The sequence below is a fragment of the Streptomyces sp. CB02056 genome (assembly GCF_001905545.1).
In the GTDB taxonomy this organism is placed as follows: Bacteria; Actinomycetota; Actinomycetes; order Streptomycetales; family Streptomycetaceae; genus Kitasatospora.
In genome coordinates, this window is record NZ_LIPD01000003.1 from 26,850 (window position 1) to 52,545 (window position 25,696).

Below are 25,696 nucleotides of genomic sequence, written 5' to 3' on the forward strand. Positions count from 1 at the left end.
GGCCCAACCCGCTCAGCCCGCTCGGCCCGCTCAGCCGCCGATCGCGGACATCGGCCGCTCGGGCTGGAGGAACTCCGGGTCGTCGATCCCGGCCCCGGCCTTCTTGCCCCACATCGCCGCCCGCCACAGCGCGGCCAGTTCGGCGTCGTCCGCGCCGGAGCGCAGCGCGGTGCGCAGGTCGGTCTCGCCGGTCGCGAACAGGCAGTTGCGCACCTGGCCGTCGGCGGTCAGCCGGGTGCGGTCGCAGGCCCGGCAGAACGGCCGGGTGACCGAGGCGATCACGCCCACCCGGCCCGGGCCGCCGTCCACCAGCCAGCGCTCGGCGGGTGCCGCGCCCCGGCTCGCGGACGGCTCCGGGGTGAGCGTGAAGCGGGTGCGCAGCAGGTCCAGGATCTCCGTCGCGGTGACCATCGACGTACGGTCCCAGCCGTGCTGGGCGTCCAGCGGCATCTGCTCGATGAAGCGCAGCTCGTAGCCCCGCTCCAGGCACCAGGCCAGCAGGTCGGCCGCCTCGTGGTCGTTGACCCCGCGCATCAGCACCGCGTTCAGCTTCACCGGTGCCAGCCCGGCGGCCTCGGCGGCGGCCAGCCCGTCCAGGACGTCCTGGTGGCGGTGGCGGCGGGTGAGGGTGTGGAACACCTCGGGGTCGAGGGTGTCCAGCGAGACGTTGACCCGGTCGAGGCCGGCCTCGCGCAGCGCCGTCGCGGTGCGGGCCAGTCCGATGCCGTTGGTGGTCAGCGAGAGCTCCGGGCGCGGCTCGAGCTCCGAGCAGGCGGCGACGACGGCGACCAGTCCGGGACGCAGGAGCGGCTCGCCGCCGGTGAAGCGGACCTCGCGCACGCCCAGGTCGCGCACGGCCACGGTGACCAGCCGGACGATCTCCTCGTCGGTCAGCAGCTCGGGCTTGGCCAGCCACCGCAGGCCCTCCTCGGGCATGCAGTAGGTGCAGCGCAGGTTGCAGCGGTCCGTGAGGGAGACCCTCAGGTCGACGGCCTGGCGTCCGAAGGTGTCGAGCAGCACGTTCGTCCTTCCCCGAGATGCGGCCGGCCCGGCCACCGTCACGGCGGGCCGGGCCAGCATAGTCATCGCGGGACGATCAGTGGGCGCCCAGCCCGGTCAGCGAGCGGACCTCCAGTTCAGCGTACTTCGCCGCGTCGGGGCGTTCCCTGGACAGCAGCGTGCCGAGCCAGCCGGCCAGGAAGCCGACCGGGATGGAGACCAGGCCGGGGTTCTCCAGCGGGAACCAGTGGAAGTCGGAGTGCGGGAAGAGCGAGGTCTTCGCGCCGGAGACCACCGGGGAGAAGACCACCAGCGTCACCGAGGTGAGCAGTCCGGCGTAGACCGAGCTGACCGCGCCGACGGTGGTGAAGCGCTTCCAGAACAGCGAGTAGAGCAGGGTGGGCAGGTTCGCCGAGGCGGCGACGGCGAAGGCCAGCGCGACCAGGGCGGCGGTGTTGAGCTTGTCCGCGAAGAGGCTGAGCACGATCGCCACCGCCCCGATCGCGACCGCGGCCCACTTCGCCGACCGCACCTCCTCCTTCTCGCTCGCCTTCCCGCGCCGGATCACGTTGGCGTAGAGGTCGTGGGCGAAGGAGGCCGAGGAGGCGAGCGTGAGCCCGGCGACCACGGCCAGGATGGTGGCGAAGGCGACCGCCGAGATCACCGCGAGCAGGATCGCGCCGCCGGTGCTCCCGGCGCCCCCGCCGAGCGCCTCGGCCAGCTGCGGGGCCGCGGTGTTGCCCGCCGCGTTCGCCGCCTTGATCGCCTTGGAGCCGACCAGCGCGGCCGCGCCGAAGCCGAGCGCCAGGGTCATCAGGTAGAAGACGCCGATGATGCCGATCGCCCAGAGCACCGACTTCCGGGCCGCCTTGGCGGTGGGCACGGTGTAGAAGCGGACCAGGATGTGCGGCAGGCCGGCGGTGCCGAGCACCAGCGCGATGCCGAGGCTGATGAAGTCGAGCTTGGCGGTGCCGCTGCCGTACTTCTGCCCCGGTTGGAGGAAGGCCTCGCCCTTGCCGCTCGCGCTCGCCGCCGCGCCGAGCAGTTCGGAGGGGTTGAAGTGGTACTTGGCCAGCACCAGGACGGTCATCAGCGCGGCGCCGGCGATCAGCAGCACCGCCTTGACGATCTGCACCCAGGTGGTGCCCTTCATCCCTCCTATCACCACGTAGACGATCATCAGCGCGCCGACCCCGACGATGGTCCAGCGCTTGGCGGCGCCCCCCTCGGCCCCCAGCAGCAGGGCCACCAGGGTGCCGGCGCCGACCATCTGGGCGAGCAGGTAGAAGATCGACACCACGATGGTGGAGACGCCCGCCGCGGTGCGCACCGGGCGCTGGCGCATCCGGAACGCGAGCACGTCCGCCATCGTGAAGCGGCCGGAGTTGCGCAGCGGTTCGGCGATCAGCAGCAGGGCGACCAGCCAGGCGACCAGGAAGCCGATCGAGTAGAGGAAGCCGTCGTAGCCGCTGAGCGCGATGGTCCCGGCGATGCCGAGGAAGGAGGCGGCGGACATGTAGTCGCCGGAGATGGCCAGGCCGTTCTGGAAGCCGGTGAAGCCGCGGCCGCCGGCGTAGAAGTCGGCGGCGCTCCTGGTCTGCCGCCCGGCCCAGACGGTGATGCCGAGGGTGGCGAGGACGAACACGCCGAACAGGGCCATCGTCAGGCCGCGGTGCTCGGTGGCGGAGCTGGCGAGCAGGCTCATTCGGCGGACTCCCGGGGAGCGTGGACGACGGCGCCGTGCGCCTCGCGGATCGCCGCGGCGGGCGGGTCGATCCGCCGGTCCGCGTAGCGGGCGTACCAGGCGGCGATGGCGAAGGTGGTCACGAACTGCAGCAGCCCGAGGACCAGGGCCACGTTGACGTGCCCGAGGACCTTGGTGCGCATCAGTCCCGGGGCGTAGCAGGAGAGCAGGACGTAGAACAGGTACCAGAGCACGAAGCCGATGGTGACCGGGAAGGCGAAGCTCCGGAACGAGCGCCGCAGCGTACGGAACTCCTCGCTGTCGTCGATGAGTTGGGCTTCCGTGGCGGCGGTGGTGGTGAGCGGCGGCGAATCCACGCTGTCTCACTCCTTCGGCGTATTTGTCACACGGGGGGAACGATCGAACGTGAGGGGCGTCACATGTCTGGTGTGCGCCGCGCAATGCTAGGAGCGTCCTGCCCGCCCCGGAAGGGGTTGACCGCGATCAGTCGACCGTTCACCCCCTCGCACCATCCGATTGGCCGAAAAACAGCCCATCCCAGCGACCGCACCGCCCACGATCGGCCCCTGGAACCTCCCCGGAGAACGGCTCCGGCCCGTGCCGCACCCCGAACGGGGCGGCACGGGCCGGAGCCGGGAGGCCGACGCCTCAGAAGGCGATCCGCACCTTCAGGGCCGAGCGGTCGTCCATCGCGCGGTAGCCGTCCGGAACGCCGTCCAGGCCGACGGTCCGGTCGAAGACCAGGCCCGGCTCGATGGCGCCCGAGAGGACGTCCGGCAGCAGCTCGGGGATGTACGCGCGGGCCGGGGCGACGCCGCCGTTCAGCGAAACGTTCCGGCCGAACATCTGACCGATGTCGACGCCCGCGCTGCCGCCGTGCGGCACCCCGACGTAGCCCACCGCGCCGCCGTCCCGGGCTATCGAGACGGCCGTCCGCATCGACTCCTCGGTGCCGACCGCCTCCAGCACCGCGTGCGCGCCCTGCCCGCCGGTCAGCTCCTTCACCGCCTCGACCGCGGCCTCGCCGCGCTCCGCCACCACGTCCGTCGCACCGAAGCGGCGGGCCAGCTCGGTGCGGGCCGTGTGCCGACCCAGCGCGATGATCCGGCCCGCGCCCAGCCGGTGCGCCGCCAGGACGCCGCACAGGCCCACCGCGCCGTCGCCGACCACCGCGACCGTCGCCCCGGGCCGCACCCGCGCCGAGACCGCCGCGTGGTGCCCGGTGGACATCACGTCGGACAGCGCCAGCAGCCCGGGCAGCAGCTTCTCGTCGCCCGCCGCCTCCTTCGGCAGCTTCACCAGCGTCCCGTCCGCGAACGGCACCCGCACCGCCTCGCCCTGGCCGCCGTCCGAACCGACCTGCCCCCAGAACCCGCCGTGCGGGCAGGAGGTCTGGAGGCCTTCGAGACAGAAGTCACACACGCCGTCCGACCAGACGAACGGCGCCACCACGAAGTCGCCCTTGGCGAAGCCGCGCACCTCGGCGCCGACCTCCTCGACCACGCCGAGGAACTCGTGCCCGATCCGCTGCCCGGCCACCCGCTGCGCGACCCCGCGGTACGCCCACAGGTCGCTGCCGCAGATACAGGCGTTCACCACCCGGAGCACCACGTCCGTCGGGTACTGGATCACCGGGTCCGGGACGTCTTCGATCCGGATGTCGTTGGGGCCGTGAATCACGGTGGCACGCATGCGCTGTTCCTTAGCTGAACGGTCTCGACCAGGTGTACGACACCCCCGCTGACCACTCTATTCCGGCCGGTCGGTCGGAACATTCCGGCCGGAGCCCCCCGCCCGGCCCCTTATCCTGTTGGACCATGCAACCGATCCAGCCCGAGACGTACGGAGCGCCGCGGACCGCCCCGGTCCCCGCGCAGCGCTCCGCCGCCCCCGCCGGGGGCTTCGCGGTCGTCGACGTCGAGACCACCGGTCTCGGCCGCTCGGACCGCGTCATCTCGGCGGGCGTCTACCAGCTGGACCCGGACGGCGAGGTCGTCGACCACTGGTACACCCTGGTCAACCCCGAGCGGGACCCCGGCCCGGTCTGGATCCACGGCCTCACCGCCGAGCTGCTCGCCACCGCCCCGACCTTCCCGCAGATCGCCGAGGAGTTCGCCGCGCGCCTGCACGACCGCGTCCTGGTCGCGCACAACGCGCTCTTCGACTGGAACATGATCTCCCGCGAGTTCTCCCGGGCCGGCCTGCGCGCCCCGGTCGAGCAGCGGCTGTGCACCATGGTCCTCTCCCGCGACCTGCGCCTGCCGCTGCCCAACGGCAAGCTGTCCTCGCTCGCCGCCCACTTCGGCGTCCGGCAGCGCCACGCCCACAACGCCCTGGACGACGCCCGGGTGCTCGCCGAGGCCTTCCGCCCCAGCCTGCACCTCGCCCGCGACGGCGGCGTGCCGCTGCCGCTGCAGAACTGCGTCGCGGTCACCGACCTCGGTGAGGAGGAGCCCGCCGCCCCCGGCCGCGGCAACTGGACCGGCGCCTCGTACCGCCAGGCCAAGAAGCGCCCGCCCTGCCCGTACCCCAACCCGGGGCGCTGGCAGGACGGCAAGCCGCTGGTCCAGGGCATGCGGGTGGCCATCACCGGCGACACCGCCACCGACCGCGAGGTCCTGGAGGACCGCGCGGTCGAGGCCGGCCTGCACATCGCCACCTCGGTGAGCCGCCTCACCAGCCTGCTGGTCACCAACGAGCCGGACAGCTGGAGCGGCAAGGCCCGCAAGGCCCGCGAGGTCGGCACCCCCGTCGTCGGCGAGGACGCCTTCCTCCAGCTGCTGCGCGAGGTCGCCCCGCACCCCGGTGCGTGAGCCCGTTGTGAGGTCGGCGTACCGTTCCCATGTGTACCGTTTTCTGCTGACCCGACAGTGGCTGATCACCATGCTGGTCGCGCTGCTGCTGATCCCCGCGACGATCAAGCTGGGCTTCTGGCAGCTTCACCGCCACGAGGCACGGGTGGCCCGGAACGAGCTGATCGGCCAGGCCCTCACGGCCGCGCCGGTCCCCTTCGACACCCTGTCGCCGACCCCCGGCTTCGCGGTCCCCAAGGACCTCACCTGGCGCACGGTGACCGCCACCGGACAGTACGACCCGGCACACGAGTTCGTGGTCCGCAAGCGGACCGACTCCAGCGGGACCATCGGCTACTTCGTCGTGACCCCGTTCCGGCTCGCCGACGGCAAGGGCACCCTCCTGGTCAACCGCGGCTGGGTCGCCTCCGGCAACGGCGCCACCGAGTACCCGCCCGTCCCGGCCACCCCGGCCGGCGAGGTCGCCCTCACCGGCCGCCTGCGCGCCGAGGAGACCTACGGCGCCAGCGGCATCAAGGACCGCACCGGCCTGCCCGACCGCCAGTTCAACCTGATCAACACCGACGAGCAGGCCAAGCGGACCGGCGCCCCCCTCCTCGGCGGCTACCTCGAACTCGCCGGCACCACCCCGGCCCCGGCCGACCAGCCCCAGCTGGTCCCCGAGCCCAACCACTCCGACATCGGCCCGCACATGGCCTACGCCATCCAGTGGTGGCTGTTCACCGCGATGATCCCGGTCGGCGTCTGGGTCCTCGCCCGCCGCGAGGCCAAGGACCGCGCCAAGCAGGCCGCCGAGGCCGAGGTCCCGCTCGACGCCGTCCCCGCCTAGAGGACGTCCTCCAGCTCCCGCAGCAGTCGCGCCTTCGCCCGCGCCCCCACCACCGACCGCACCGGCTGCCCGCCCCGGAACACCATCAGCGTCGGCATCGACAGCACCCCGTACGCCGCCTGGGTCCGCGGGTTGTGGTCCACGTCCAGGCTCACCACCCGCACCCGGTGCGCCTCCTCCCGCGCGATGTCCGCCAGCACCGGCGCCATCATCCGGCAGGGCGGGCACCAGTCCGCCGTGAAGTCCACCAGCACCGGCCCCTCGGCCGCCAGCACCTCCGCGGCGAACGTCTCGTCCGTCACCGCCGGCACACCCGCGATCTCCACCACCGTCTACTCCTTCGCCAGTTCACAATGGGGCGGTTCCTCGACGGCGGCCAGCTCGTCCCGCGCCCGTACGGCCCGGTCGAACTGCCCCGCCACCTGCGCCCTTACGTCCTGGAGCCGGGCGATGCACTCGTCCAGCTCCCCCAGCTTCCGCCGGTACACCTCCAACGAGGCCGGACAGGAGTCCCCTTCCGGGTGCCCCGCCCGCAGGCACTCCACGAACGGCCTGGTCTCCTCCAGCCCGAACCCGAAGTCCTGCAGCATCCGGATCTCGCGCAGCAGCCTGAGGTCCGCCTCGTCGTACGCCCGGTACCCGTTGCCCGCCCGCCGGGCCGGCAACAACCCCAACTGCTCGTAGTACCGCAACGCCCGCGTGGTCGTCCCCGCCCGCTCCGCCAACTCCCCGATCCGCATGCCGAACCACTCCTCCCGCACTTCCGACGACGACCGTAAACCTTCCCCCCGGCGTCAACGCCAGCCCCCTCGACCCGCTCCCCACTCTCCACACCGGGCACTATGTCCCCATGGATCTCGGACTGAAGGACAAGGCCTACATCGTCACCGGCGCCACCAGGGGCCTCGGCCTCGCGAGCGCCCGCGAACTCGTCGCCGACGGCGCCCGCGTGCTCGTCAGCGGCCGCACCCGGCAAGCCGTCGACACCGCCGTCGCCGGACTCGAGACCCTCGGCACCGCCCACGGTCTCGTCGCCGACAACGCCGACCCCGACACCCCCGAGCGCCTCATCGCCGAGGCCCGGCACCGCTTCGGCCGGCTCGACGGCATCCTGATCAGCGTCGGCGGCCCCCAGGCCGGCCCCGTGGAGACCACCCCCGAGGAGGCCTGGCGGGACGCCTTCGAGTCCGTCTTCCTCGGCGCCCTGCGCCTCGCCCGCGCCACCGCCGCCGCGCTCCCCGACGGCGGGGTGATCGCCTTCGTGCTCTCCAGCTCGGTCCGCCAGCCGATCCCCGGCCTGGGCATCTCCAACGGTCTGCGCCCGGGTCTCGCCATGGCCGCCAAGGCCCTCGCCGACGAGCTCGGCCCCCGCGGCATCCGGGTGCTCGGCCTGCTCCCGGCCCGGATCGACACCGACCGGGTCCGCGAGCTCGACGGCCTCGCCGCCGACCCCGACGCGGCCCGCGCCCAGGCCACCGCCTCGATCCCGCTGGGCCGCTACGGCACCCCCGAGGAGTTCGGCAAGGTCGCCGCGTTCCTGCTCTCCCCCGCCGCCTCCTACCTGACCGGCATCATGGTCCCCGTCGACGGCGGCGCCCTCCGCGGCCTCTGAGCCCGACCCGCCTACTCCACCCGCGCCTGCCCGCGCCCCCGCCGACCGCGCCGCCCCCGCCCGGGCCGCGGCTCGGCGTGGGCCGCCTGGAGGACCCGGATCCGCAGGTCGGCCGGCAGCTCCGCCAGCCGCAGGCTCCCGCACGCGTCCGTCCGGGGCCCGTCCTCGAAGTGCTCCACCAGCGCGGCCGGATCCCCGCCCGGCCGCAGCCGCACCGCCCCGCGCAGCCTCGGGTGCCCCGGCGCCCGCACCAGCCGCACCCCGGCCCGTTCGACGTCCGGCAGCACCGCCGTCCCGTTCTCCAGCGCCTCCTCCAACGCCCGCGCACCGACCCGCAGCCGCAGCCCGCTCACCCCCGGCGTCGGCACCGCGATGCTCGACAGCCCGCTGCGCCGCAGCTGCGCCACCAGCCACCACGCCATCCCCGCCACCAGGGCGGTCAGTCCGCCGATCACCGTCGGCCACCACCACGAGGACGCCACCCACCGCCCCCGGGAACGCGCGCTCACCACCGGCTGGTCGGGTGAGGTGAGCGGCCACCACTGCGGCGGGTGGACGCCCAGCCGCCGGTACAGGTCGAGCCCGCCCGCCAGCACCAGCACCCCGGCCGCCAGCAGCACCGCCCCCACCACCCCCAGCACCACCCGGTTGACGACCGTCCTCCTCACCCGGCCGCCCCCTCGCCGCCAGCCGCCCCGGCCCCCGTCCCGGAACCGGTGGTCCCCGCCCCCTGGTCCTCCCCCACCACGCCCCCGGCCCCCCGCCCCGTCCGCACGTCCAGCCGCAGCGGCCGCCCCAGCCCCACCCGCTCCAGCTCGTCCCGCAACTGCCGCTGCACCAGCGCCGGGTCCGCCAGCCCCTCCAGCGAGATCCGGACCCGCCGCCGCCCGACCCGGATCCGCAGGCGGTCGATCCCGTCCAGGCCCGCCGCCCGGTCCGCCAGCAGGTGTCCGACCCCGGCCCGGTCGACGGCCGCGGTCGTCCCCCCGTAGGGCCGCAGCACGAGCCACCGCCGCAGCCCGGGCGCGACGGCGAGCCACAGCAGCCACCCGCCGAGCGCGGTCGCCGCTCCGGCCCCCACCAGCACCGCCAGGTCGTCGAGGTGGCGGGTCGCCAGCTCGTCCGCGATCTGCGCCCGCCACCGCCGCGCCGGCTGCCCCACCCGTACGGCGACCACGTCGTACAGCAGCGCCCCCGCCACCACCAGCACCGCCGTCGCCACCAGGGCCGCCGCGGCCGTACGGGGCGCCCGCAGCCGCCTGACCTTCTCCGGCCGGGCCCCCGGCGCCGCCGCCGTTCCGGGCACCTCCTCGGTCACGAGGCGCCCCCCGTCACCAACTTCTCGACCACGACGACGACTTCCGACACCCTCGTCCCGGTCAGCCCCACCACCCGCTCCGCGATCCGCGTCCGAACGGCCCCGGCCAGCGCCGCGATGTCCGAGGGGAACGGCAGCTCGACCGCCACCCGGACCGTCACCGTGCTCCCCGGTACGGTCACCGAGACGTGCGGCGGCGCCCCCTTCGCCCGCCCGGCGGGCCAGGCCTCGGTCAGCACCTCCCGGACGGCCCGGGCCGCGATCCGCGCGTACACCCGGTCGGCGACCCGGAGCCGCCCCCGGCGCCCCGGCACGGAACCGGAACCGGAAGCCGGGCCGGGGCCCGGCACGGAACCCGACCCGGAGAGCGCGGCCGGAGCCGACGCGGGGCCCGCCATCAGCGGCGCCGGTCGCGGCCGCGGAGCAGGTCCCCGAGTTCGCCCAGCTCGATGTCGCCCTCCAGTAGGCGCCCGAGCACGAATCCGACCAGCCCGAGCGCGGCCACCAGCAGGAAGGCCGCGAACCCGCCGAAGTACCCGGCGAAGCCGAGGGCCATGCCCACCACCAGGCCGACGATGGCCAGGTTCATCCGCTACTCCCTCGTGTCCCGCTGCCTCGTCGGGTCCGCCGTCGGCCCGCCGCCGAACGCGCTACTTGAGCTTCGGCCGCTGCCCGGAGGGCGCCACCGGCTCCTCTTCCTCCTCGAACTCCGGTTCGTCCGGGAGGTGGACGTCGTTGACCGCGATGTTGACCTCGACGACCTCCAGGCCGGTCATCCGTTCCACCGCGTTGATGATGTTCTCCCGCACCTGGCGGGCGAGTTCGGGAATGACCACGCCGTACTCGACCACCAGGGCGATGTCGATCGCGGTCTGCTTCTCGCCGACCTCCGCCTTGATGCCCCGCCCGACGCTGGGCTTGCCGCCGGGCACCCGGTCCCGCATCGCGCCGAAGGTGCGGGCGAGCCCGGAGCCGAGCGCGTGGATCCCGGCGACCTCGCGGGCCGCCATCCCGGCGATCTTCTCCACCACGCCGACGGCCAGCGCGGTGCGGCCACGCTCCCCCACCGGCTTGGCACCGCCGCCGGCCCCCGGCGGACCGGGGTTCGGGGCGCTGCCGCTGCCGGTGTGCTTGGGCATGGTCGCGGGCGTCGGAGTGTCAGGCATGGGCGCTTCTCCCGTCGTACGGCACCAGCTATATCGCAAACCTCCCCAACTCTGGCATTTCGCCACGATCCCCGCCCGGCGAGCACCGGCGGCCCTCCCCCAGCACGGGAAAGGGCCCGGCCCGGGGGAATCTCCCCGGGCCGGGCCCCGCGTCATCACCGTGCGGTCAGTCGCCGATCCCGGCGAGCTCCCGCAGCCGACGGGCCTGCGCCGCCCGTTCGGCCGAACGCTGCTCGTCGAAGGAGCGCCCGGCGGCGCCCTGCAGCAGCGCCTTGGTCTCGATCACCGCGCCGCGCGGAGCGGCCAGCAGCGCCGCCGCGAGGTCCCGGGCGGCGGCGTCCAGCTCCTCGCCCGGCACCACCAGGTTGGCCAGTCCGATCGCGGCGGCCTCCTCGGCCCCCACCCAGCGGCCGGTCGCGCAGATCTCCAGCGCCCGCGCGTAGCCGACGAGTTCGGTGAGCGGCTTGGTGCCGGCCAGGTCCGGGACGAGGCCCAGCGAGGTCTCCTTCATCGCGAACTGGACATCCTCGGCGACCACCCGCAGGTCGCAGCCGAGGGCCAGCTGGAAGCCCGCGCCGACGGCGTGGCCCTGGACCGCCGCGATGGAGACCAGGTCCGGGCGGCGCCACCAGGTGAAGGCCTCCTGGTACGAGGCGATGGCGGCGTCCAGCTCCTGGTCGGTGGAGGCGGCGAGCTGGAGGAAGGTGGGCTCGCCCGGGATGCCCTCGGGGGTGAACATGGCCCGGTCCAGCCCGGCGGAGAAGGAGACCCCCTCCGCGCGCAGCAGCACCACCCGGACGCTGCCGGGAAGGTCGCTCCCGGCGGCGGCGAGGACGCGCCAGAGCGCCGGCGACTGGGCGTTGCGCCGCTTGGGTCGGCACAGGGTTACGACGGCGAGTTCACCGTGGATCTCCAGGCGGACGCCGTCCCGCTCCCAGCTCGGGGCCTGCGGGTCGGTGGCGGGAGCGGTCATGCGGGGAACCTCCGGTGGCGAGGGACGTGGCTACCGGAGAGTAACAAACCTCGACGCGCAAGGGCAGGGGCCCCGACCGGGAAGGATCGACGGGGCCCGGGCACTCGGCGGGGGAACGAAGACGACGGTCCCGGGAGAAATGAACGGACTTCGGAAAACGGGGGACGGACGACACCCCGGACATGACGATCGGCGGCCGGTCCACACGACCCGAGGGCGGACGCCCGGCTGAATGGTCAACCGTCGTCTCCTCGGTCGGCGTCCTGCCGCCGCGTCATCCAGCCAATGGCTGACGAACCGTCAGGAACTGGCCCCGGCAGTCGCTTTGTTCTTGCCCCGCGTGGCACCGCCGCGGCCCCGGAGAATGACTCCGGATTCGCTCAGCATCCGGTGCACGAAGCCGTACGAACGACCGGTCTCCTCCGCGAGAGCGCGAATGCTCGCCCCGGAGTCGTACTTCTTCTTGAGATCGGCCGCGAGCTTCTCACGCGCGGCACCGGTCACCCGGCTGCCCTTTTTCAGAGTCTCGGCCACCCGTGCCTCCTCGTAGCGTTGCTCGGTCAGATTCCCATGATCACCCATCCACCGCGTCCTGGCCACCCATTCGACAAGGTCGATGTCGGAATTGCGTGGTCCACCGGTGGTGATCCGAGCGCAGCAGGGCGCTCACACAGAGTGCGCGCCCCCGGACTGATGCCGCTGTTTGCCGAAAAAGAGCTGATCAGCAGCGTCGGCCCGACCACGATCGAGTGGCGGGCCGACGGAAAGTCCTTAAACGGAATCCAGGTCTACTTCATTCCCGGACACGCCGAAAGGACTAGATATTCTCATCCAAAAAGCGGATCTCGCGTCTACTTCCGGTCAGGCCAGCGAGACCAGATCGGCGTAGCCCGGGTTCCACAGGTCCTCCACGCCGTCCGGCAGCAGGATGATCCGCTCCGGGTCGAGCGCCTCGACCGCGCCCTCGTCGTGGGTGACCAGCACGACGGCGCCGGAGAACTCGCGCAGCGCGCCCAGGATCTCCTCGCGGCTGGCCGGGTCGAGGTTGTTGGTGGGCTCGTCGAGCAGCAGCACGTTGGCGGAGGAGACCACCAGGGTGGCCAGCGCCAGACGGGTCTTCTCACCACCGGAGAGCACCCCGGCCGGCTTGTCCACGTCGTCCCCGGAGAACAGGAAGGAGCCGAGGATCTTGCGGATCTGCACCAGGTCGGTGTCCGGCGCGGCCGAGCGCATGTTCTCCAGGACGCTGCGGTCCGGGTCGAGCGTCTCGTGCTCCTGGGCGTAGTAGCCGATCTTCAGGCCGTGGCCCGGGATCACCTCGCCGGTGTCCGGCGCCTCCACTCCGGCCAGCATCCGCAGCAGGGTGGTCTTGCCGGCGCCGTTGAAGCCCAGCACGACGACCCGGGAGCCCCGGTCGATCGCCAGGTCGACGTCGGTGAAGATCTCCAGCGAGCCGTAGGACTTGGACAGGCCGCTGGCGGTCAGCGGGGTCTTGCCGCAGGGGGCCGGGTCGGGGAAGCGCAGCTTGGCGACCTTGTCGTTCACCCGGACCTGCTCCAGGCCGGAGAGCAGCTTGTCGGCGCGGCGGGCCATGTTCTGCGCGGCCACCGTCTTGGTCGCCTTGGCGCGCATCTTGTCGGCCTGCGCGTTCAGGGTCGCGGCCTTCTTCTCGGCGTTGGCGCGCTCGCGCTTGCGGCGCTTCTCGTCGTCCTCGCGCTGCTGCTGGTACTGCTTCCAGCCCATGTTGTAGACGTCGATGGCGGAGCGGTTGGCGTCCAGGTAGAAGACCTTGTTGACGACCGTCTCGACCAGGTCGACGTCGTGCGAGATGACGATGAAGCCGCCCTTGTACGTCTTCAGGAAGTCCCGCAGCCAGACGATCGAGTCCGCGTCCAGGTGGTTGGTGGGCTCGTCGAGCAGCAGCACGTCGGAGTCCGAGAAGAGGATCCGGGCGAGCTCGACGCGGCGGCGCTGACCACCGGAGAGGGTGTGCAGCGGCTGGGCGAGGATGCGGTCCGGCAGGCCCAGCGCGGCGGCGATGGTGGCGGCCTCGGCCTCGGCGGCGTACCCGCCCTTGGTGAGGAACTCGGTCTCCAGCCGGGCGTACTTCTTCATCGCGTTGTCCCGGGTGGCGCCCTGGCCGTTGGCCATCCGGTCCTCGTTCTCGCGCATCTTCTTCAGCACGGTGTCGAGGCCGCGGGCGGACAGGATGCGGTCCTTGGCGAGGACGTCCAGGTCGCCGGTGCGCGGGTCCTGCGGGAGGTAGCCGACCTCGCCCGAACGGGTGACGGTTCCGGCGGCCGGCAGGCCCTCGCCGGCCAGCACCTTGGTGAGCGTCGTCTTGCCGGCGCCGTTGCGGCCGACCAGGCCGATCCGGTCACCGGCGGCGACCTTGAAGCTCGCGGACTCGATCAGGATCCGGGCACCGGCACGCAGTTCGAGGGCGTTGGCGGAAATCATGGCTGGGGACTACTCCTGGGACGTGGGCGGGCGGCCGGGTGCGGCGGACCCGGGGCCGGGTTGGCATGAGGGGGGCTTCATCGGCGGTCGGCGCGGCCCTCGCGGCGCCGCCGCCCGCTATTGCCCGGAGAAGATAGCCATGACGGCAAGTCTACCGGGCCCCGTACCGCCCCCGGGGAAGTACCGCCCAGGGGTATCCACCGGCCCGCCGGCCCACCGACCGGAGGCCGTCCCGGCTACTGGGGCTGCCCGGCCGGCTGGTCCCCCGCGGGGGCTCCGGCGGCCGCCGGGGCGTCCGGGGCCGGGTTCCCGGCCGGGTCCTGGCCGGCGGCCGGGTCCGCCGCGCAGCCGCCCTGCGGCCGGACCGCCGCGAACGGCGCCCCCACACTGCCGCAGGCCGTCTCGGGCGCGGCCGCCTTGGTGTCGAACACCCGGGGCGGGACGACCGGGCCGTCGGTGATCTCCACCCGGCTGCGGTCCAGCACCTTGACCGTGGCCGTCGGGCCGGTGCTCGTCGACCAGCCGTTGCTGTCCAGCCGGTAGCCGGTGATGCCGCCGGAGACGGCCTGCCCGCCGCCGTTGGTGCAGGTGCGCGGGATCAGCACGGCGTAGTCGGTGTGGACGGCGCGCAGCGGGTCGTAGACGCAGCCGCCGGAGGGCTTGTCGTTGTAGCGCAGGTCGCCGTCGGCGTCGCGCAGGCCCATGGTGAGGTTCGGGGTGACCAGGGCCAGCCAGGGCGAGCCGTCCCGCTGGACGGTGTGCAGCGCGGCCGCGGCCCGCTGCTTGGCGAGCGCCTTGCGCTGGGCGTCGGTCCGCTTGTCGGCGCCGGGCTCGCCGTCGCCGTGCAGCCAGTCGGCCAGGCCGGGCACCACCCGGTGCCAGCGCACCTCGTGGTCGCCGGGGCGCACCGAGGTGACCATGCCGTCGTCCCAGACCACGATCGCGTTGTCGCCGGCCATCGCCAGGTAGAGCGCCTCGACGCCCTCGCGGCGGTAGGACCAGGCCTGCTCGCCGGTCTGCTGGTGGAAGGCCTCCAGGCCCGGGCCCACCCGCAGGTCGAGGTCGGCCGAGCCGAGCGACTCGGAGTTCACCGGCGTCGCCCCCGCGTCGCCCGGTCCCGCGACCCGGTCGCCGAACGGCACCGGCTTGTTCGCGTGCGCCGCCGCCCCGGCCGCAAGGACCAGCACCACCGCCGAGGCAGGCAGGATCGAGCGGGGGGTCAGTACACGCAGAGGCTTCCAGGACACGGCCGGAGCGTACCTTTCACCGGGTACGCGAGTCAGCCCGGTTCCGCCGCCGCCGGGCCCCGCCGGGCGTCCGCCGGGCCCCGCGCGCCCTCCCCGCGCGCCCGCCCGCCCACCTGCGCCGTCGGGGCCGTGGCCGCTCCGCCGGGTCCGCCGGAGCGGGCCGGACGGGCCCGGCCGGACCGTTACAGATCTGATACCTGAGCACCGGCCGCCGGCCGTTGCGGCAGACGGCGTTCGAATGGCGCCCACTTTAGGGTGACATTCGGCTTTTTCGTCCCCCTTCGGGCCTACTGTCGGCCAGCGGGGCGTCACGGTCCGTCCACGCCGAGACCGTGCGCCCCGCCCACGCGACGTCCGGAGGAGAGCACCATGCGAATCGGCCGCCTGACGCTGGCCGCCGCCACCCTGCTGCTGATGGCCACGGCCAGCGTCCCGGCGGGGACGCCGTTCAGCCAGACCGAACGGCACACCCTCTCCTCGGACGCCGTCGAGCCGCGCGGCGCGGCCCCCCGCCCTCCGGTCCAGCGGCCGAACCACGAGCCGCCGTTCGGCGCCTTCGTCGGCTCCTGGGACAACCACATCCCGCAGATCCGCCAGTACGCGCAGTGGCTCGGCGACGCGAACATGCAGGTCGGCCACACCTATCTGGCGGGCAACGACTGGAGCGACATCGAGGGCGAGGCGATGGTGCTCGGCCTCTGGTCGCAGTGGCGGCAGGCCGACCCGTCCCGGCTGCTGGTGCTCGGCGTGCCGATGCTGGTGCCCAACGAGGCGAACGTGCCGGACGGCGAGGTCGCCAGACTGCTCGCCCAGGGGGAGCGCGGGGACTTCGACGCGCACTTCCTCAAGCTCGCGCGCCGGCTGGTCGCGCTGGGCGGCGCGGACACCGTGCTCACGCTCGGCTGGGAGATGAACGGCACCACCTACACCCATCGCTGCAAGCCCGACCCGTCCGCGTGGAAGGCGTACTGGCGGCGGATCGTCGGGGTGATGCGCTCGGTGCCCGGCCAGCGCTTCCGCTTCGACTTCGCCCCCAGCCGGGGCCTGGACGCCGTCCCGTGGACCAAGTGCTACCCCGGCGACGACGTGGTCGACATCATCGGCATGGACAGCTACGACCAGCCCGCCGGCGGCACCTTCGACGACTACGTGCGCGAGCCGTACGGCCTCCAGGACCAGGTGGAGTTCGCCGCCAAGCGCGGCAAGCCGGTCTCCTACCCGGAGTGGGGGCTGTTCCGCAACGGCGACAACCCCGAGTACGTGCGCCGGATGGTCGACTGGATCCGCACCCACGACACCGCCTACCAGACCGTCACCGACTACTGTCCGCACGGCTTCTTCGAGTGCGACCGCAATCCCCGCTCGGCGACGACGTTCAAGCAGCTGATGTCCGGTTCGAAGGGGGCCCCGGTGCCGGAAGGGGTGCCGGCGCCGCCCACCGCCCCGGCACCGGCTCCGGAGGACCCGCCGGACGCGCCCGCCGTACCCGCCGCCCCCGCCGTACCCGGGGGTGGCGCCACCCCGAGCCGGGCGGCCAGCCCGTCGACCCGTCCGACGGCCCCCAAGCCGACGCACAAACCGACGGGCGGCGCGCGGCACGCCCGGCACTGAGCGGTCAGCTGCGGCGGCGGGCCAGCAGCGCCTCCTTGAGGCGGGGGAAGCGGGTGCGCAGCTGGTGCGCCGCCGCCTGCCGGGCGCGCACCGCCCCGGCCCGGACGGCGGCCGCCGGTGCCGCCCCCGCCGGGCCGAGCAGCAGCCGCTGGTTGGCCAGCTGGTCCGGCCGCCAGCGCTGCTTGTACGGCTCCTGGCCGCGCAGCAGGCCGAGCAGCGGGACGCCGGCGCCGACCGTCTCGTCCAGCGCCGCGCTGAACAGCAGTCCGGCGATGTCCAGCCGCTCGCGCAGCACCGGGTGCGCCCCGTACATGTACAGCCCGCCGAAGGACGGGCAGAGCAGCAGCAGGTTGACCGCGACCAGCTGGCCGTCCAGGTGGAACTGGTGGACGGCGGCCCGGCCGGCGGCGACCAGTCCGGTGCTGGACTCGGCCAGGTGCCGGGCGAACCGCTCGGTGCGGTGCTCGGGCGTGACGCCGCGCGCCTGCCACTGCAGGAAGTGCAGCCGCAGCATCGCGTCCAGCGCCTGCGGCACCTCCGCCACCGGGGTCGAGCGGACCTCCACCCCGGCCTCGGCGATCTTGCGGAGCTTCACCCGGCTGCGCTGGGCGGTCTTGCCGGGCACCCGCTTGAGCAGCCGGTCCATCGGGACGGCCGGCAGGTACTGGCAGAGCGAGTCCTGGTAGCGGCGGCGGCTGCCGCGCCAGTGCCCGTACACCCGGTGCACCGCCGCCTCGGGGTGCACCTCGCGCAGCTCCAGCCAGTGCCAGGGGCGGGTGAGCGGGAGCGCGGCGGCGAACTCGGCGGCGGCCCGGTCGGCGCACTCGTCGTCGAGCAGGACGTCGGTGTAGTCGACCAGCCCGCCGCCGAGGCCGGTCAGGCCGCCGAGCGGCCCGCCGCGGCGCACGAAGGCGCCCGCGCCGACCAGCCGGCCGTCCCGGCGGACCAGCACCACGAGCAGGCCGCCGGGACGGCCGTAGTGGCGCCACCAGGAGCGCTGCCAGTCCGCGGCCTGGAAGAAGGTGGCGGTCCGGCAGCGGGCGGCCAGGTCGTCCCACTCCTCGGCGAGGGCGTCCAGGGCGTCGTCCTCGCAGCGCAGCTCGGTGGTCCAGGCCGGCGCCGTCGCCTGGGCGGGCAGGCCGCCTCTGCGGGTCTCGGTGCTCATCGACCGCCCCCGACCGGGGCGTGCTCAGCGGTGGCCGGGGCCGGCGCCTCGGCCGGGGGCTGCTCCGCCGCCGGGGGCTCGGCGGCGGCCTGCGTGTCGGCCTTCGCGGCGGGCTTCCCGGCGGGCTTCTTCTCGGCCTTCTCCGGGGCCTTCACCGGGGCCTTCACCGGCGCCTTCACGCTCTTGGTCCCGGCCTTGGGCTCGGCCTCGGTCTTGGGCTCGACCTTGGGGCCCGCGGCGGGCTTGGGCTCGGTCCCGGCCCCGGCCGGCTCCTCGCGGCGCGGGCGCGGGGTCGCCGGGACGGCCACCGGCGCGGACGCGGTGGGGGCCTGCGGCACCCGCGAGGCCTGCGGCACCTGCGGCTCCTGCGGCGTCGCGGGGCTCCCGACGGCCTCCGGCGCCGCCGGGGCACCCCGGCGGCGGGTCATCATCACCAGCGCGCCCAGCAGCAGCCCGGTCGCGCCGCCGACCGCGACGTCCAGCTTCCCGGACGGCGTGGTCGGCCTGTCCGGCGCGGCGGCCGGGGAGAGCGTCACCAGCCGGACGTTGGTGTCCTTGCTGCTGGTGTTGGCGAAGGCGACCAGCGAGCGGGCCACCGCGTCGGCCGTCCGGGCGGCCTCCTGGGGGCGCTCCCCGGTCCCGGTGATCTCGATCATCGGGGCGTCCGGGGAGGTCGTCCCGTGCACCAGGGACTCCAGCTCGGACCGGGTGTGGCCGGTCTCGGCGGCCGCCACCCCGAGCACCTGCGGCTGCCCGGCCAGCCGGCCGTACGCCTGGGCGAAGTTGGTCGCGATCGCGGCCTCCCCGGGGTTCTGCGCGACCACGAGGACGTAGGCGTTCGCGGCGTACGACGGGGACGCGGCGACGGCGTACCCGGCGCCGACCGCGGCGCCCAGCGGAACCGCGAGCACCACCGGCCACCAGCGGCGGACCAGGCGGCGGGCGCTTCGGCGCGGTGTGGTCATGGGTGTTGCTCCTTGGGTCTGGTACGGCGGTTCCGGCGGTGGCGGGCGGTCAGACGCGGGCCAGCCGGTCGTAGAGGGCGCCCAGGTCGGCGGCGACCCGGACGATGTCGTAGTGGCCGACGGCCGGGGGGTGCGGCAGCGGGTCGGCGGTGTGCCCGCTGAGCGGCCGCAGGTCGCGCAGCGCGGCGGCGTAGGCGGCGGGCTCGGAGGGGACGCGGCGGGCCTGCGGGGCGGCCCTGGGCGGCAGTTCGTCGAGCGCCGGGCAGGCGCTGTAGCGCACCGGCAGCCCGGCCGCGAGGCCCTCCAGGACGCCGAGGCCGAAGGTCTCCGCGGTGGAGGGGGCGGCCAGCACGTCCAGGGCGGCCAGCAGTTCGGGGACGTCGTCGCGCTCCCCGGTGAGCACCAGCCGGTCCCGCACGCCGAGTTCCTCGGCCCGGCGCTCCAGCGCGGCGCGCTCCGGACCCTCGCCGACCAGCACCAGCCGGGTGGCCGGGTCGAGCTCGGCGAGCGCCTCGACCAGCACCTCGAAGCGCTTGCCGGGCACCAGCCGGCCCACCCCGCCGACCACCCAGCCCCCGTACGGCAGCCCGAGCTCGGCCCGCAACCGGCGGCGGACGGCGGCCCGTTCGGCGGGCGGAAGGCGGTAGCGGGAGGTGTCGATGCCGTTCGGGATCAGCTCGATCCGGGTCGGCGGGACGCCCCAGGAACGCAGCGTCTGGGCGACCTGGCGGGAGACCGCGACGGTGGTGCTGCCGAGCCGTTCGGCCGCCAGGTAGAGACCCTTGACGCCCCGGGTGACCGGGCGGCCCTCGATCACCCCGGCGTGCAGCGAGTGCTCGGTGGAGACCACCGCGCGCACCCCGGCCAGCCGGGCGGCCGTCCGGCCGTACAGCTGGGCCCGGTACAGGTGGGTGTGCACCAGGTCGTAGCGGCCGGCCCGGACCAGCCGGACCAGCCGGGGCAGCGCGCCGAGGTCCCGGTTGCCGCGCATGCCGAGGTGGTGGACGGTGACGCCGTCGGCGCGCAGCGCCTCGGCGACCGTGCCGGGGTTGGTCAGGGCGAGCACCTCGCACTGCTGGTGCGCCGGCAGGTGCCGCAGCAGCAGGTGCAGTTGGCGCTCGGCGCCGCCGGCGGCCAGGCCGGTGACGATGTGCAGCACCCTCATGGCCGGGGCTCCCGGCGGGCGTGGCGCAGCCCGGTGACGGCGTCCCGCAACCGGTGCCGGCCCTGCTTGGCGCGCAGCCGCCAGGCGCCGTCGCGGTCGCCGACGTAGCAGCGGGGCAGGGCGAAGCGGCCGGTGAGCGGGGAGTGCGCGATGGCGCAGGCGTGGTCGTACCCGGCGTCGCGCACGGCCAGGGCGGCGGGCAGGTCGACGGCGCCGTACGGGTAGCAGAAGCCGGTGACCGGGCCGCCGACGGCCTCCTCCAGCAGCCGCCGGCTCTCCCGGGCCTGGACGGCGAGGGCCTCGGGCGGCAGGCCGGGCAGCGCCCGGTGGCCGAGGCCGTGCGAGCCGATCTCCCAGCCGGCGCCGGCGAGCCCGGTGACCTCCTGGACGGTGAGCAGCCGCTTGCGCGGGCCCTCGGTGTCCCAGCCGTTGTCCCGGCCGAGCAGGTCGGCGACCACGTACGCGGTGGCGGTGAAGCCGTACGCCTGGAGGGTCGGCACCGCGTACCGGGCGATGTCGGCGTAGCCGTCGTCGAAGGTCAGGCCGACCAGTCTGTCGTCCCGGCCGAGGGCGTGGGCCCGCATCAGCTCGCGGACGGAGACGCCGCGCCGGCCGCTCCGGTACAGCCAGCCGATCTGTTCGGCGAACCGCTCGGGGCTGACGGTGAGCCGGTAGGGGTCCTCCTGCTCGACCGCCACCGAGTGGTACATCAGGATCCACGGCGAGGCGGAGCCGGGGACCGGCGGTGCGCCGAGCGGGTGGCGGCTCCTGGGCGGTCGTGCCCGGTCCGGCGGTGCGCTCTGGAGGCCCGCCCGGGCCGAACGGACGGTTCCCCGTTCATTGTCCATCGGGACGCTTCCCTTCTTCGGCGGCGGTTGGCGGGTTCCGGACGGGCCCCAGGGCCCGGGCGAGGGCGAGGACCGGGCCGCGCACCTCGCGGGCGCCGAGCCCGGTGCCGAGGGCCGCGAAGGCCAGCGCCACGGTGAGGCCCCCGAGGAGGGTCGACAGCAGGGGGTCGGCGGCCAGCCCGGCGGCGGCGGTGCCGAGCACGGTGGCCCCGGCGGCGGCGGCCACCAGCCGGCCGTGGCCGCCGAGCACCCGGTGCAGCCGCAGCGGGATGCCGCGCAGCACCAGGCCGTGCAGCAGCAGTGCGGCGGCGGCGGTGATCCCGGCCGCGTTGCCGGCGGCCAGCCCCAGGGCGCCGAAGCGGGGCGTGGCGAGCAGGCCGGTGGCGACGGTGACGCCGAGGCCGAGCACCATCGCGGCGGCCGGGTACCAGTCCAGCAGTCGGCGGCCGTCCTCGGCGCCCGGGTCGTCGGCCCGGCGGACCACCGGGCGCAGCGAGAAGTACGGACGGACCATCACGCCGATCAGCGCCTGGGCGGGCAGGCCGAAGCTGTACACCCGGATGACGTCGGCGGTGGCGGCGGTGTCGTGCGGGCCGAAGGCGCCGCGCTCGAACAGCAGCGAGACCACCGAGGGGGCGCAGGCCATCAGGAAGGCGGTGCCGAACAGGACGACGGCCGCCGCCTGGCCGAGGTCCTTCTCCACCCGGTCGCGGGCGGCGGTGAGGTCCCCGGCGGCCAGCGCCCGGGCGACCAGCGGGAAGGTGACGGTGCAGATCAGCAGGCCCGCCGTCATGGCGAGCTGGGAGACCTTGGCGGCGTAGTTGAGGTGCGAGATGGTGCCGGGCGGCAGGGCCGAGCCGAGGTAGCGCTCGACGAAGACCTGGGACTGCCGGGTGAGCGTGAAGGCGGCCACCGGCAGCAGGGCGAGCGGCATCAGCACCAGGGCCCGGCGCGAACGGCGGCCCCGGCCGGTGCCGGGCGGGCCCTGGCGCAGCCGGCGCAGGAACGGGCCGACCAGCAGACCGGCCATCAGCAGGCTGCCGCCCGCGACGCCGAGGGCGGCGGAGCGCACGCCGAGGTAGGAGTGGAGGCAGAGCAGGACGGCGAGGATGCCGAGGTTGTAGGCGACGTAGATGCCGGCCGGGGCGGTGAAGCGGTGGTGGGCGCGCAGCGCGGCGGCCAGGTAGCCGGCCACCCCGAAGGGCAGCACGGTGACCGCGGTGATCCGGGTGCAGGTGACGGCCAGGCCGGGGTCGGTGAGGCCGGGGGCGAGCAGGTCGACCAGTTCCGGGGCGCCCAGGGCGACGGCCAGGGCGAGGCCGCTGAGCGCGAGCAGCAGCCAGGGCAGGGTGGCGCGGACCAGTTGGCGGACCGGGTCGGGGGCATCCGGGTCCTCCTCGCGCAGCACCAGGGCGAGGGCGAACGCGGGCACCATGAGGAAGGACATGGCGTCCTCGATCAGCAGCGGCGCGGCGGTCTCCGGGACGGTCCAGGCGACCAGGAAGGCGTCGGTGCCCTGGTTGGCGCCGAAGTAGCGGGCCAGCAGGAGGTCGCGCAGCAGGCCGAGGCCGGATCCGGCGGCGCTGAGCACGGCGGTGATGCCGAAGGCCTTGGCGAGGAAGCCGCGCCGGGGGGCCGGGTGCGGCCCGGCGGACGGGTCCCCGCCGGGGGCGCCGCGGGGGGCGGGGAGGGGGGAGGCGACGGCGGCGGGCCGGTCGGTGGTCACCGGGCCGCTCCGGTGGTCGCCGGACCGGCGGCGGGGTGCCCGGGGTGCTGTGCGGCCGCGCGGGCGGCGAGGCCGAGGACGACGGAGGTCAGCACGGTGGTGGTGCCGCCGATGTCGGAGTACAGGAAGTCGACGAGGACCCAGGTGAGCAGGGCGAGGGCGGCGAGCCCGGGGCCGCGGCGGTGGCGCAGGCAGCCGATCAGCAGGGCGAGGAAGAGCGCGGCGTAGGCGGTGATGCCGATCAGGCCCTGCTCGCTGAGCACCAGGAAGTACATGTTGTGCGGGGAGAGCAGCGGTTCGCGCTGGAAGCCGATGGTGGCGTCGGCGGCGTCGCTGCCGGAGGACAGCCGCAGCGGGGCGTGGCTGTCGCGCAGCTGCTGGAAGGCCTTGGGGCCGGCGCCGTGCACGGGGTGGTCCTGCCAGATCCGTCCGGCGGTGGACCACAGGTCGTACCGGTCGGAGACGGACTGGTCGGGGGCGGCGGAGACGGAGCCGATCGAGCTGAGCCGCTTGGTGACGCCGGAGCCGCCGAGGCCGAGGCCGCCGACCAGGACGACCGCGGCGGCCAGGCCGAGGACGGCGCCGCGCACCAGCAGCCGGGCGTCGACGCGCAGCAGCAGGACGGTGGCGGCGAGGCCGGTGGCGATCCAGCTGCCCCGGCTGAAGGAGACGGCCAGCGGGAAGGCGAGGAAGGCGGCGGCGGCGAACATCGCGCGGCGCAGCCGGGCGTTTCCCCCGGGGCCTCGCTCGCCGAGGGCCAGGGCGAGGGCGGCGAGCAGGCCGAAGCTGACCACGCTGGACATCGCCATGATGTCGAGCGCGCCGAAGGTGCCGACGGCCCGGATCGGCTGGCCGGTGTAGGAGGCGCCGGTGTGGGTGAGGTACTGCTTCGCGCCGACCACGCCCTGGATCAGCGCGGCGAGCACGAAGGAGCCGAGCACCAGGCGCTGGTCGGTGCGGTCGCGCAGGGCGCAGAGGACGGCGGCGGGGACCAGGACGAACACCTGGGCGAGCCGGACGAAGCCGGTGACGCTGGCGGCCGGGTCGGTCGAGCCGAGGGTGGCGACGGCGGCGGCGACCACGATCCCGCCGAACAGCGCGCAGGTGGTGCGGCTGACCGCTGGCAGCCGCCCGCGCAGCAGGTTGAGCGCGGTGAGGGCCACCAGGGCCAGCGAGGCGAGGTCGGCGGCGGTGACGTGGACGGCGGCGGCGACGTCCTTCTCCCCGGTGGGCACGCAGACCAGCAGGACGGTGGCGGCGGCCAGCGGGCTGGTGCGCTCGGTGAGCGCGGGTAGGGCCGCCCGTAAGGCCGGGCGGGGGAAGGCGGGGAGGGTCAGGGCCACGAAGGGGTCAGCTCCCGTCCGGGTGGAGCATCAGGGCCGCGGTGCGGCACAGGATCTTGACGTCCTGCCAGAGGCTCCAGCTCTCGATGTAGCGGTTGTCGAAGCGGGCCCGGTCCTCGATGGAGGTGTCCCCGCGCAGGCCGTTGACCTGGGCCAGGCCGGTGAGGCCGACCGGGACGCGGTGGCGGTCCGCGTACTCGGGGTAGGCCTGGCCGAACCGCATGACGAAGTACGGCCGTTCGGGGCGGGGGCCGACCAGGCTCATGTCGCCGCGCAGGACGTTCCACAGCTGGGGCAGCTCGTCCAGCGAGCTCTTGCGCAGCAGCCGGCCGACGGCGCCCATCCGGTGGTCCTGGGAGATGTTCCAGCGGGTGGCGGACTCGTGCTCGTTGCTCGGGCGCAGGGTGCGGAACTTGAGGACGGTGAAGACCCGGCCGTCCAGGCCGGTGCGCTGCTGGCGGAAGAGCACGCCGGGGCCGGTGTCGAAGCGGACGGCGAGGGCGCAGAGCACCAGGACGGGGGCGAGCAGCAGCAGGCCGACCGCGGCGGCGGTGACGTCCAGGGCGCGCTTGGCGGCCCAGCCGGGGCGGCGCATCGCGGGGCTGCCGAGCCGCAGGCAGGGGAAGCCCCACAGGTGGTCGCCGCCGGTGATCGGGGCGGCTGGCAGCGAGCCGTACTCGCGCAGCGCGGGCACCAGCCAGACCTGGCAGCCGAGCCGGGCGGCGTCGCGCAGGGTGGCGGCGGTCTCGGCCTCGTCGGCGGCGCCGGCGGTGGCGATCACGTGCTGGACGCCGTGCCGGCGCACCTCGCGCTCCAGTGCCTCGCGGCCGCCGAGCACGGGCAGGTCGGTGTCGCCGGGCAGCAGCGGCGGGTCCGCGTCGAGGAAGCCGACCGGGCGCATCCCGTACTCGCCGTGCGCGCGGAGGGCGGCGGCGACCCGGCGGCCGAGCCGGCCTGCGCCGAGCACCAGGACGGGGCTGGGGCGGCTGCGGCGGATCCGCCGGACCAGGTGGTAGAGGACGGCGCGGCCGACGGCCACGATCAGCAGCTGGGCGCCGAGCAGGACGGTGAGCCGGGCCGGGCTGGCCGGGCCGCAGTCGGGCCAGTGGCCGCCGAGGCCGCCGGACAGGGTGACGGCGAAGGCGGTGGCGACCACGGCCCGGGCGGACAGCGCGGGCAGTTCGTCCAGGACGGACAGGGTGAGCCGGGGGCGGTAGAGGCCGCCGGCCAGGTTGAGCAGGAGCAGCAGGGGCAGGACGGCGGGGACGCCGAGCAGCGGGTCGAGCGGGGCGGCCGGGTCGAAGGCGCGGTTGGCGATGCCGCCGGCGGAGCACAGCGCGATGACGTCGGCCTGGACCAGGGCGAGTGACAGGGCCAGCCGGGAGCGGACCGTCCCACGGGACCGGTGCTGCGGCGGGACCGTCCGGAGGTGCGCCGCCCCCGCCGGCCGGTCGAGCAGCCCGGTGCCGGGCCGGCGGGGGCCGGACAGGGGTCCGCTCGATCGCGGCACACTCTCGTGGTCAATGGTCATCAGCGCACGATCTCCCCTGCTGTGTGCCCGGGGTGACGGTGCCCCGGCACCGGTTGGCGCGGGGCGGCCGTCCCGGCCCGGTGGGCGCGGTCCTGACAGCACCTGCTGCCGCTCGCGGCTTCCGGATGTCCGGCGGCGGGGCCGATCGCAAAGGAACTGGTCACGAAGAAGTCGGTCGCGAGGGGCCCAGCCGTGAATTCCCGACATGAAATCCGAACGA

At 74.7% G+C, this 25,696-nt stretch carries 26 protein-coding genes; 4 read left to right on the forward strand and 22 right to left on the reverse strand.

The features are described from left to right. Positions 1 to 30: 30 nt before the first annotated feature. From moaA to AMK13_RS07480, 4 genes are all read right to left on the reverse strand, one after another. Positions 31 to 1,020: a GTP 3',8-cyclase MoaA gene (moaA, locus tag AMK13_RS07465; protein ID WP_049653518.1), complete on the reverse strand. Its 990-nt coding sequence runs from the start codon at positions 1,018 to 1,020 to the stop codon at positions 31 to 33. 76 nt (positions 1,021 to 1,096) lie between these two features. Then, complete coding sequence (locus AMK13_RS07470) at positions 1,097 to 2,704, reverse strand: solute symporter family protein (protein ID WP_049653517.1); 1,608 nt, start codon at positions 2,702 to 2,704, stop codon at positions 1,097 to 1,099. Next, entirely contained in the window at positions 2,701 to 3,060 is a 360-nt protein-coding gene (locus AMK13_RS07475; RefSeq protein ID WP_049653515.1) for a DUF485 domain-containing protein, read from the reverse strand. The genes AMK13_RS07470 and AMK13_RS07475 overlap by 4 nt, the downstream gene beginning before the upstream one ends. A gap of 292 nt (positions 3,061 to 3,352) precedes the next feature. Further along, positions 3,353 to 4,396, reverse strand: coding sequence for a zinc-dependent alcohol dehydrogenase family protein (locus AMK13_RS07480; protein WP_074001602.1), 1,044 nt, complete (start codon positions 4,394 to 4,396; stop codon positions 3,353 to 3,355). Between the two features lie 125 nt (positions 4,397 to 4,521). Here AMK13_RS07480 and AMK13_RS07485 point away from each other — a divergent pair, with 125 nt between their 5' ends. Together AMK13_RS07485 and AMK13_RS07490 are read left to right on the forward strand one after the other, a co-directional pair. Further along, positions 4,522 to 5,517, forward strand: a complete 996-nt coding sequence (locus tag AMK13_RS07485; protein WP_074001603.1) for a DEDDh family exonuclease — start codon at positions 4,522 to 4,524, stop codon at positions 5,515 to 5,517. Positions 5,518 to 5,548: 31 nt separating this feature from the next. Next, on the forward strand, positions 5,549 to 6,346 hold the full coding sequence (locus AMK13_RS07490; protein ID WP_074001604.1) for an SURF1 family cytochrome oxidase biogenesis protein: 798 nt from the start codon (positions 5,549 to 5,551) through the stop codon (positions 6,344 to 6,346). Here AMK13_RS07490 and trxA read toward each other — a convergent pair. Further along, positions 6,343 to 6,675, reverse strand: coding sequence for a thioredoxin (gene trxA, locus AMK13_RS07495; RefSeq protein WP_049653505.1), 333 nt, complete (start codon positions 6,673 to 6,675; stop codon positions 6,343 to 6,345). The two genes, AMK13_RS07490 and trxA, sit on opposite strands and share 4 nt — an antisense overlap. A gap of 3 nt (positions 6,676 to 6,678) precedes the next feature. Then, positions 6,679 to 7,086 carry a MerR family transcriptional regulator gene (locus tag AMK13_RS07500; protein WP_049653502.1) on the reverse strand — a complete coding sequence of 136 codons (408 nt, stop codon included), beginning with the start codon at positions 7,084 to 7,086 and terminating at the stop codon, positions 6,679 to 6,681. Positions 7,087 to 7,196: 110 nt separating this feature from the next. On the opposite strand from AMK13_RS07500, the gene AMK13_RS07505 reads away from it, so the two are divergent. After that, positions 7,197 to 7,958 carry an SDR family oxidoreductase gene (locus tag AMK13_RS07505; protein WP_049653500.1) on the forward strand — a complete coding sequence of 254 codons (762 nt, stop codon included), beginning with the start codon at positions 7,197 to 7,199 and terminating at the stop codon, positions 7,956 to 7,958. Between the two features lie 11 nt (positions 7,959 to 7,969). On the opposite strand, the gene AMK13_RS07510 is transcribed toward AMK13_RS07505, so the two are convergent. From AMK13_RS07510 to AMK13_RS07550, 9 genes are all read right to left on the reverse strand, one after another. After that, on the reverse strand, positions 7,970 to 8,626 hold the full coding sequence (locus AMK13_RS07510; protein ID WP_143204497.1) for an alkaline shock response membrane anchor protein AmaP: 657 nt from the start codon (positions 8,624 to 8,626) through the stop codon (positions 7,970 to 7,972). Then, entirely contained in the window at positions 8,623 to 9,276 is a 654-nt protein-coding gene (locus AMK13_RS45790) for a DUF6286 domain-containing protein (RefSeq protein WP_074001606.1), read from the reverse strand. The genes AMK13_RS07510 and AMK13_RS45790 overlap by 4 nt, the downstream gene beginning before the upstream one ends. Then, positions 9,273 to 9,590: a hypothetical protein gene (locus tag AMK13_RS07520; RefSeq protein ID WP_241852790.1), complete on the reverse strand. Its 318-nt coding sequence runs from the start codon at positions 9,588 to 9,590 to the stop codon at positions 9,273 to 9,275. The genes AMK13_RS45790 and AMK13_RS07520 overlap by 4 nt, the downstream gene beginning before the upstream one ends. A gap of 83 nt (positions 9,591 to 9,673) precedes the next feature. Continuing rightward, complete coding sequence (locus AMK13_RS07525) at positions 9,674 to 9,865, reverse strand: hypothetical protein (protein ID WP_049658455.1); 192 nt, start codon at positions 9,863 to 9,865, stop codon at positions 9,674 to 9,676. A gap of 61 nt (positions 9,866 to 9,926) precedes the next feature. Then, entirely contained in the window at positions 9,927 to 10,415 is a 489-nt protein-coding gene (locus AMK13_RS07530; protein ID WP_074001607.1) for an Asp23/Gls24 family envelope stress response protein, read from the reverse strand. 193 nt (positions 10,416 to 10,608) lie between these two features. Then, positions 10,609 to 11,415: an enoyl-CoA hydratase/isomerase family protein gene (locus AMK13_RS07535; RefSeq protein ID WP_074001608.1), complete on the reverse strand. Its 807-nt coding sequence runs from the start codon at positions 11,413 to 11,415 to the stop codon at positions 10,609 to 10,611. 300 nt (positions 11,416 to 11,715) lie between these two features. Continuing rightward, positions 11,716 to 11,949, reverse strand: a complete 234-nt coding sequence (locus tag AMK13_RS07540; protein WP_049658450.1) for a helix-turn-helix domain-containing protein — start codon at positions 11,947 to 11,949, stop codon at positions 11,716 to 11,718. A 327-nt stretch (positions 11,950 to 12,276) separates the two neighbouring features. Next, positions 12,277 to 13,875: an ABC-F family ATP-binding cassette domain-containing protein gene (locus AMK13_RS07545; RefSeq protein WP_049658446.1), complete on the reverse strand. Its 1,599-nt coding sequence runs from the start codon at positions 13,873 to 13,875 to the stop codon at positions 12,277 to 12,279. A 236-nt stretch (positions 13,876 to 14,111) separates the two neighbouring features. Then, positions 14,112 to 15,122 carry a hypothetical protein gene (locus AMK13_RS07550; RefSeq protein WP_074001610.1) on the reverse strand — a complete coding sequence of 337 codons (1,011 nt, stop codon included), beginning with the start codon at positions 15,120 to 15,122 and terminating at the stop codon, positions 14,112 to 14,114. 369 nt (positions 15,123 to 15,491) lie between these two features. On the opposite strand from AMK13_RS07550, the gene AMK13_RS07555 reads away from it, so the two are divergent. Continuing rightward, positions 15,492 to 16,733 carry a glycoside hydrolase family 26 protein gene (locus AMK13_RS07555; RefSeq protein WP_074001611.1) on the forward strand — a complete coding sequence of 414 codons (1,242 nt, stop codon included), beginning with the start codon at positions 15,492 to 15,494 and terminating at the stop codon, positions 16,731 to 16,733. Between the two features lie 4 nt (positions 16,734 to 16,737). Here the strand turns inward: AMK13_RS07555 and AMK13_RS07560 are convergent, their stop codons facing one another. From AMK13_RS07560 to AMK13_RS07595, 7 genes are read right to left on the reverse strand one after another with little or no spacing between them, the layout of a single operon-like run. After that, positions 16,738 to 17,898: a GNAT family N-acetyltransferase gene (locus tag AMK13_RS07560; protein ID WP_079271932.1), complete on the reverse strand. Its 1,161-nt coding sequence runs from the start codon at positions 17,896 to 17,898 to the stop codon at positions 16,738 to 16,740. Continuing rightward, on the reverse strand, positions 17,895 to 18,863 hold the full coding sequence (locus tag AMK13_RS40850; RefSeq protein ID WP_079271933.1) for a Wzz/FepE/Etk N-terminal domain-containing protein: 969 nt from the start codon (positions 18,861 to 18,863) through the stop codon (positions 17,895 to 17,897). The genes AMK13_RS07560 and AMK13_RS40850 overlap by 4 nt, the downstream gene beginning before the upstream one ends. A gap of 49 nt (positions 18,864 to 18,912) precedes the next feature. Then, complete coding sequence (locus tag AMK13_RS07575; RefSeq protein ID WP_074001612.1) at positions 18,913 to 20,028, reverse strand: glycosyltransferase; 1,116 nt, start codon at positions 20,026 to 20,028, stop codon at positions 18,913 to 18,915. Further along, positions 20,025 to 20,876, reverse strand: coding sequence for a polysaccharide deacetylase family protein (locus AMK13_RS07580; protein WP_079271934.1), 852 nt, complete (start codon positions 20,874 to 20,876; stop codon positions 20,025 to 20,027). Before AMK13_RS07580 ends, AMK13_RS07575 begins: the two co-directional genes overlap by 4 nt. Then, positions 20,866 to 22,602: a lipid II flippase MurJ gene (locus AMK13_RS07585; RefSeq protein ID WP_074001613.1), complete on the reverse strand. Its 1,737-nt coding sequence runs from the start codon at positions 22,600 to 22,602 to the stop codon at positions 20,866 to 20,868. Before AMK13_RS07585 ends, AMK13_RS07580 begins: the two co-directional genes overlap by 11 nt. Continuing rightward, on the reverse strand, positions 22,599 to 23,945 hold the full coding sequence (locus AMK13_RS07590; protein ID WP_074001614.1) for an O-antigen ligase family protein: 1,347 nt from the start codon (positions 23,943 to 23,945) through the stop codon (positions 22,599 to 22,601). The genes AMK13_RS07585 and AMK13_RS07590 overlap by 4 nt, the downstream gene beginning before the upstream one ends. A gap of 7 nt (positions 23,946 to 23,952) precedes the next feature. Continuing rightward, positions 23,953 to 25,476: a sugar transferase gene (locus AMK13_RS07595; protein WP_074001615.1), complete on the reverse strand. Its 1,524-nt coding sequence runs from the start codon at positions 25,474 to 25,476 to the stop codon at positions 23,953 to 23,955. Positions 25,477 to 25,696: the final 220 nt, after the last annotated feature.